The 6,916-nt window shown below is 70.4% G+C and carries 6 protein-coding genes; 2 read left to right on the top strand and 4 right to left on the bottom strand.

Annotated elements, in window-relative coordinates:
- Positions 1–1,578, bottom strand: a 1,578-nt coding sequence (locus tag AC2YHB_RS25055; RefSeq protein ID WP_487354818.1) for a DUF7933 domain-containing protein, incomplete at its 3' end; no start/stop codon positions are given.
- Positions 1,579–2,020: 442 nt separating this feature from the next.
- Here AC2YHB_RS25055 and AC2YHB_RS25050 point away from each other — a divergent pair.
- Positions 2,021–2,284 (top strand): hypothetical protein, encoded by a 264-nt coding sequence (locus AC2YHB_RS25050; RefSeq protein WP_207008096.1) that lies wholly within the window; start codon positions 2,021–2,023, stop codon positions 2,282–2,284.
- Between the two features lie 26 nt (positions 2,285–2,310).
- Here the strand turns inward: AC2YHB_RS25050 and AC2YHB_RS25045 are convergent, their stop codons facing one another.
- Positions 2,311–2,481: a hypothetical protein gene (locus AC2YHB_RS25045; protein WP_487354817.1), complete on the bottom strand. Its 171-nt coding sequence runs from the start codon at positions 2,479–2,481 to the stop codon at positions 2,311–2,313.
- Positions 2,478–3,698: an Ig-like domain-containing protein gene (locus AC2YHB_RS25040; RefSeq protein WP_487354816.1), complete on the bottom strand. Its 1,221-nt coding sequence runs from the start codon at positions 3,696–3,698 to the stop codon at positions 2,478–2,480. Before AC2YHB_RS25040 ends, AC2YHB_RS25045 begins: the two co-directional genes overlap by 4 nt.
- Positions 3,699–3,787: 89 nt before the next feature.
- Between AC2YHB_RS25040 and AC2YHB_RS25035 the strand changes: the two genes are divergently transcribed.
- The gene (locus tag AC2YHB_RS25035; protein ID WP_487354815.1) at positions 3,788–4,612 is read left to right on the top strand and encodes an RNA polymerase sigma factor; all 825 of its coding nucleotides are present in this window, start codon (positions 3,788–3,790) and stop codon (positions 4,610–4,612) included.
- A 5-nt stretch (positions 4,613–4,617) separates the two neighbouring features.
- Here AC2YHB_RS25035 and AC2YHB_RS25030 read toward each other — a convergent pair whose 3' ends face one another.
- A complete protein-coding gene (locus AC2YHB_RS25030; RefSeq protein WP_487354814.1) occupies positions 4,618–6,909 on the bottom strand; it encodes an ATP-binding protein in 2,292 nt (763 codons plus the stop codon).
- Positions 6,910–6,916 lie beyond the last annotated feature (7 nt).

Here is a 6,916-nt window from a genome sequence, read left to right as displayed (position 1 = left end):
ATCGCCCAGGTCCGTCAGACCGTTGCCGTTCACGTCGTCGACCGACGCCACCCGCTTGAGCAGCTCGATCGCCGGCTGCGGGTCGGCGGTGTTGGTCAGGGTGCAGGTGACGTCGGCACCGGCGACCGGCTTGATGCTCAGCGAACCCGAGAACGTCGCCCCGCTCGGCAGACCCGTCTGGCGCCCGTTGGCGTCGACACAGGTGATCGTCTTGTCGTAGGCGCCGAGATCGGTCCCTGAGGACGCGGTCTCGGTCAGGAAGTACGTCGTGTCGACGTCGGCCACGTAGGTGCCGGTCGTGCCCGTGCCCGTGGTCACGGTGGTCCCCGTGCCGGTCGTGGTGGACGCGGCGGTGCTGTTCACGACGGCTCCGGTGGCAGAGCCGCTGTGGATCTGGACCGTGAACTGGTCGGCATCCGTGATCCGCGGCGCGTCCAGGGCCTTCACCAGCCTGATCCGCGGCGCGAGAACCTCCAGCGGGGTGTCCTCCGGCGGCAGCAGGTTGGTCGTCACGTTCGCCGGGCCGTTGACGTAGGTGCCTTCGATGTCGGACGTGACGTCGACGGTGACCGTGCAGGACTCCTGGTTCAGGGCGAGGTCGCCACCCGTCACCGCGATCGACGTCGCGCCGGCAGTCGCAGTCCGCACCAGCGGGGCGCCGGTGGTCGAGGTGCAGGTGCCGCCGACGTTCGGCGTCGCCGCGACCTTGAGCCCGGCCGGCAGGTTGTCGGTGAAGGACCAGTCGTTCTTCGCCATCAGCTCCGTCGTGTTGGTGACGGTGAAGGTGAGCGTCGAGACGCCGCCCGGGGCGATCAGCGGCGGGCTGAAGGACTTGTCGAGGCTGGGGGTCACGTCCACGATCTGGGGGAGGTCGAACGAGACGTCGTTGCCGGAGCCGCTCGTCGTCGCGTTGTACAGCTGGAGGCCGAGCGACTGCGCTCCCGTGGCGGGCAGCTGCATCGCGGCCGACTGCAGCTTCACCACGCGCGCACCGTTGGGGATGGGGACCGTGCCGCCGGGTGCGGTGCACGGGTCGAGGCCCGTGCTCAGCACCGTCGGGGTGCCGTTGATGACCAGCGAGAACGTCATCTTGGCGTGAGCCGCGAAGCAGTTGACCTCGGCGAAGTAGGCCGACACCGCGTAGTAGTGACCCGCGATGGCAGGGATCGAACCCTCGGACTTCAACTCGTAGCCGGCCGGGATCGACCCGTTGGTCGCGTTCGTGTACTCGGTGAGGACCTGGTTGTCGGCCGCCTGGGCAGCGGTCTGTCCTTGGGCGAGGCCGAGGCTGATCGCCATCTGGCGGAGCTGGTTCCACCCGTCAGGCTGGTTGTTGGCACACCCTGCGTCCTGCGCAGCCGTCGGCTGCGGGGTGAGCGAGTTCATCACCCAGCCGTTGCACTGCGCCCCTGCGGGCGTGTACGCCGGGTCGGCGTCATACGTCATGCCGTTGGTGCCCGAGTAGTTGAGGATGTTGATGCCCGTCGTCGAGGCGTTCTGCTCGGAGAACGTCTCGGTGAAGATCGGCGTGCCTGCCTCGGGAACACCGGCCGCCGCCAGCAGGAGCGCGTCCGTCACGGGCGCCGCGCTCCGGGGAGCGCCCGGCAGCGCAGCGGCCACCAGCAGGAGCGCCAAGGCGACCGCGCCGGAGACAAGGGCAGGACGTCGCAGACGCCGGCTCGCGTGCGAGCGCCGTCGCCGTGCAGCGTGTTTGGACATCTGAAACAACTCCCCATACTCGGAAACCGGCGCCGGCCTGTGGCGCACTCGGGGGGGAGACAGTTGAGTCGGGCGCTTTCTTACGCGCTGATCCGGGAATCTCTGTGACGCCTGCCACATCCGGCGCGGGCGCCCGGATGTCGCCCTGTCGCGTCATGGATCTGCCGGTGGGCTGTCTCTCCGGCTGAGGGCGGTCCCCAAGGACGAGGGACCACTCGCCCACCACCCACCAGACGAGAGCGAGCTCGCCGTGATCGACGACCACGACCTTCCCGACGGATGGTTGACGAGGATCGAGCAGATGATCATCGATGACGACGTCAACGCGATCGTGGCGCCCTGGATCGTGGTCTGCACCGACCTGCGATCCGGGTTCACCACGTACGCCGGCCCCTATCCGGACGGACTCCGCGCGCTGGAGGCCGCCGAGTGGGAGCTGCGCGAGCAGCGGCGCACGGAATCGGGTGACTTCGCCTTCGACGTCGCCCGCCTCGGTGACCCGACTGGTCTCGGCGCCGTGGCCGAGCCGTCCCCGCCACCCGAGCCGGGCGCCCCGACCTGGTAGCGGTCCGCTGGACCGTCACCCAGTGATCACAGAAGCGCGACCAGCGCCTGCACCGCGAGCACCAGCGCCGCGGAGACGACCACCGCGACCGCGAGCAGTGGCAACGCCACCAGCAGGCAGATGGTCGCCGCCGGCTCGTCGACGCCCGCGTAGATCCTGACGTCCTCGACGTCAGGTCCGCGGCGCGCGGCTGTCACGACCGGACCCGAGCAGCCACGAGAAGGACCCCCGCAGCGACGAGGATGCCTCCGGCCAGCAACCACCGGATCGTCAGGTCCGTGCCCGTTGCCGGTAGCTGGTCACCGTGCGGCGAGGCATCCTCGTGGCCGTCACCGCCCGGGCCCGTCGACGGGCCAGGCTCGGTCGGCTCGGTCGGCTCGGTCGGCTCGGTCGGCTCGGTCGGCTCGGTCGGCTCCGACGTAGCAGCCGACGGACTCTCCGTCGGCTCCCCTTGCCCGTCTCCCCCCGCGTCGGTCCGCACGAGCTCCGAGGTGACGGCGGCCGGCTGCTGTCCGCTGAGGGTCACCGTGCCGTCGTTGTGGTACTCGGAGAGACCGGCCTGGGTGACGTCGCTGTCGAGGGTGACGTTCATGTACCAACCAGCGGGCAGATCCCAGGTCGCCGTCAGCTGCGCCGCGGAGCACACGATGTGCTGCGGGTCCGGATGGGTCGCGGTGAGGTCAGCGATGACGGTGCCGTCGCTCGCCCGCGTGTCGCCGACGGTGACGACGACGCTCGAGCAGTCGATGGCGAGGCCCGGGCGAGGCGTGTCGACGATGGTGACGGTGGTCCCATCCGTGGGTGTCACCGGCGAGAACAGGATCGAGTGCGCCCGTTGCTGGTCGGCCGGGTCGGACCACCACATCCACTTCTTGGGCACCGCTGGCGGCAGGTCGCAACCGGACTGGCAGGGGTTCGACCCGGTCAGCGGCACTGTCGACACCTGGCCGGTGACGTCGAACTCGAGCGAGATCACCTCGCCTTCGACCACGGTCTTCACATATTGCGTGCTGAAGCGACAGGTTCCCCGGACATTGAGCGGATGGTCGACGACGTAGTCCGTCAACGTGAAGGTCACCGTCCAGGGCGGGACGTTCGCGACCGACGCCGTGGCGACCGGCGTCACCCCGTCGGGGGCGAGGAGCGAGAAGCTCGTCGCGCCCATCCAGCGGAGCTGCTCGGGCAGGGTCAGCGTGAACGTGTCGCCGGGCTGCGACCGGTCGGGGACCTGCCACCGACAGGTGAAGTCGACCCGGTCCCACTGGGCGACGGTCGTCGCCGTCGTCGAGACCTCGATCATGGCTGGGATCTCGGCGGCCCCGGCGTCATCGCCATGCCCACTCGAGATCACCAGGGTCATCGCAGCGATCGTGACGAGCAGGAGCCCGACGACGGCTCGAGCGGCAGACGACATGCGGTGGGGAGACGACTTCACATAGAAGTGACCAGCCGGAGCGCGAACCATTACGCGTACGTCGCGAGCGAAATCAGGTATTTCGGCGCATGTGCGCACCGTTGTGTCGGCCTCAGGCTGACCGGGTACCCGTTCCGAAGACGAAACCAGAGCACCCCGTGACGCGATCCCCGCACCACCCTGCTGATTCTCGGGATCACCACATCGACGACATCCCACTCCTTGCCCGAGTCCGGTCAGGTGACGTCGGCGCCTACGCCGAGCTGTACGACGCCCATCGTCTGGCGGTGCGCCGCGCGGCGATCGCCGTCGCCGGCCCGTCGCAGGCCGACGACCTGGTGGCGGAGGCGTTCACCCGCACGCTCGAGCTGCTCCTGGACGGACGCGGTCCGGAGCGGCATTTCCGGGCCTACCTCTGCACCGCGATCCGCAACTCCCACGGCAACGACGGCCGCAAGAACGCGCGGCTCGTCCACGTCGGCGACATGAGGGTTCTCGACCGGGCCGACCCCGGCCACGGCGACCTCCTCACTCCGTTCGAGGACGAACTGGTCGGCAGCGCGGTGCAAGCGCTTCCGGCCCGTTGGCAGGAGGTCCTCCGGCTGACCGTCGTCGAGGAGCGTCCCCTGGCCGAGGCCGCAAGGATCCTCGGCTGCACTCCCAACGCGGCCGCCCAACTGGCGCACCGCGCCCGAGAGGCGCTCCGCCGGGCCTACTTGGTCCAACACGTGGTCCTTCCCACCGCCGAGGGATGCCGCACTGTCGTCCCGCTCCTCGCCCGGGAGGCACGCGGTGCGAGCTCCGGCCAGCAGGCGCGCGTCGACAGCCACGTCGGCGCCTGCGCACCGTGCCAACGAGCACGTACCGAACTGGTCGAGGTCGCGGGCAGGATCGCTGCCCGCCGTGCGGCCTGAGCCCTTCAGGCCCCGGACTCGCCGACGAACCACACCGCGACCCGGGACCGCGAGCGGAAGTCCAGCTTGCGCAGGATGCTCTGGACGTGCCCCTGCACGGTCCGCTCGGAGAGGAACAGACGCTCGGCGATGTCCCGGTTGGTCAGGCCTTCGGCTATCAGCGCCGCCACCTCGGTCTCACGACGACTCAGGGGGCCGGTGCGCTGCCCGCGCGCGACCTCGTCGACCGAGGTGGGGTGCGACGACAGTCCCATCGTCACCACGTCGTGGGGAGCCATCGCCAGGCCGCGGGCGAAGGCCTCGTCGAAGAACGCGTCTCCGGTCTGGGAACGCACCTGGGCCTCGCCCAGCGAGCGGAAGTCGCTGACCCCGGGGGTCAGCGCCACCGGCATGCTCATCATCCGCCAGAAGAGCTCAGCGCCGCCGAGCAGCGGGACCGCCCTGTCGAAGTCGAACTGGATGGCCGCGAGCCAGGCGAGAACCTCCAACTGCAGCGCCATCGCAAGCTGATCGCCGAGGGAGGATGAGCGCGCCAGCCCGTCCTGCTCGAGCTCGGCTGCCTCGGCGACATCGCCGGACATCAACGCCGCAAGGCCGAGCGCCCACCGTGCATAGGCGCCGATGTAGGTCTCTCCGAGGGGGTCGGTGACCTCGAGACACGCCCGGCACACCGCCCCGGCGCTTTCGTAGTCGCCTGCGAAGACATGGGCGATCGCCCTGTTCAGCTGAGCCTCCAGCACCCCCGGGCCGTGGCCGGCGTCCGCATAGGCCTGGGCGCTCTCGACCAAGCGTGCAACGCCCTCCTCGAAGTCCTGCTCCCAGGTGGCGACCACGCCGGCCGCAAAGAGGTAGTCGCCGCGTGAACGGTGGTCGCTGGCATCGAGGAGTCCAGCTGCGTCCTCGACGCGGGTCCGCGCATAGCCGAGGTCGAGCTGCAGGGCGGCGAACCAGGCACACAGTCGCAGCGCGGCGACCTTGTCCTGGTGTGCCCCGTCGGTCCCGGCGATCGCCCGCTCGATCCAGCGCCGTGCCTCCCCCAGGTGACCGCCGCAGATCCACAACGGCTCCAGGTCGCGACACATGCGCAGCGCGACCGCAGCAGATGTCGGTGACCCGACGGCATGCTCGAGGGCGGCGCGGAGGTTGGGGTGCTCGATGCGCAACCGGTCCATCCAGGCCAGTTGGTCGGGACCGACCCACTCCTGCTCGAGCCGCGCCACGAGGGCGGCGTACCACTCCAGATGACGGTCGCGCCAGTGCGCCGCGGTGCCGGAAGCGGCCAGGCGCTCGGCACCGAACTGGCGGATGGTCTCCAGCATCCGGAATCGCGAGCCTGTCTCGCCGACCCGCCCCACCACCGACATGTCCACCAACGCCGAGAGCAGGACGAGGACCTCGCCCGGCGCGATCCCGTCGCCGGCGCAGATCAGCTCGGCGGCCTCGAGCTCGAACCCTCCGGTGAAGACCGAGAGGCGGGCCCACAGCTCACGCTCTGCGGGGCTGCACAGCTCATGGCTCCAACCCACCGAGGCCGCGAGCGAGCGCTGGCGGGACGGAACGTCGCGCAGCTCGGTCTCCAGCAGCGCGAGGTGGTCGTCGATCCGGTTGAGCAGCGCGTCCGGCGACAGGAACCTGACCCGTGCCGCCGCCAGCTCGATCGCGAGCGGCAGGCCCTCCAACCGCGCAACCAGGGCGCCCACCGAGACGACGTTCTCCGCGGTCAGGCGGAACGTCGCCATCGCCTCCGCAGCCCGACTGACGTACAGGGCGATCGAGTCGTAGCCGGCCGCGCTCTCGAGGTCCACCACCACCCCGGGCTCCGGTGCCGGCAGCGGGGGCACCTGGTAGACCGTCTCGCGCGTGACCCCGAGTGGCAACCGGCTGGTCGCGAGGATCGACAGGCCCGGGCATGCTGCCAGGAGGTCACTCACCAACCCGGCCACCCCGGCCGCGCGGTGCTCGCAGTTGTCCAGCACGAGGAGCCCGGGCCGGTCGGCGAAGAAGTCGGCGAGCACGGAGCCGTCCCAGGCGCCGGACGGCACCTGGAGATCGAGAGCACCGGCCACGAGCTCGCCCAGCATGTCCTGCTCCGTCGCGTCGGCGAGCTCGACGACCCAGGCGCTCGACCACCGACCGCTGGATCCCTCGGCGATGACACGGCGTGCGATCCGGGTCTTCCCAGCACCCCCGGCTCCGGTCAGGGTGACGACCCGTCCGGGCGCGACGAGCTCCCGGACCGCCGCCACCTCGGCGGCCCGCCCGATGAGCCGACCTTGACCACCGCCCGAAGCGACCACGGCCCCA

This window comes from Nocardioides sp. SRI_004 (assembly GCF_057586415.1).
Note: the sequence above shows the minus strand (reverse complement) of the source record. Positions and strands in the feature narration are given on the sequence as shown.

Excerpts from the sequence above, each read along its gene's own strand:
- AC2YHB_RS25035 (WP_487354815.1), top strand. The coding sequence starts at position 3,788 with ATGTGCGCACCGTTGTGTCGGCCTCAGGCTGACCGGGTACCCGTTCCG.
- AC2YHB_RS25050 (WP_207008096.1), top strand. The coding sequence starts at position 2,021 with ATGATCATCGATGACGACGTCAACGCGATCGTGGCGCCCTGGATCGTG.
- AC2YHB_RS25040 (WP_487354816.1), bottom strand. The coding sequence starts at position 3,698 with ATGTCGTCTGCCGCTCGAGCCGTCGTCGGGCTCCTGCTCGTCACGATC.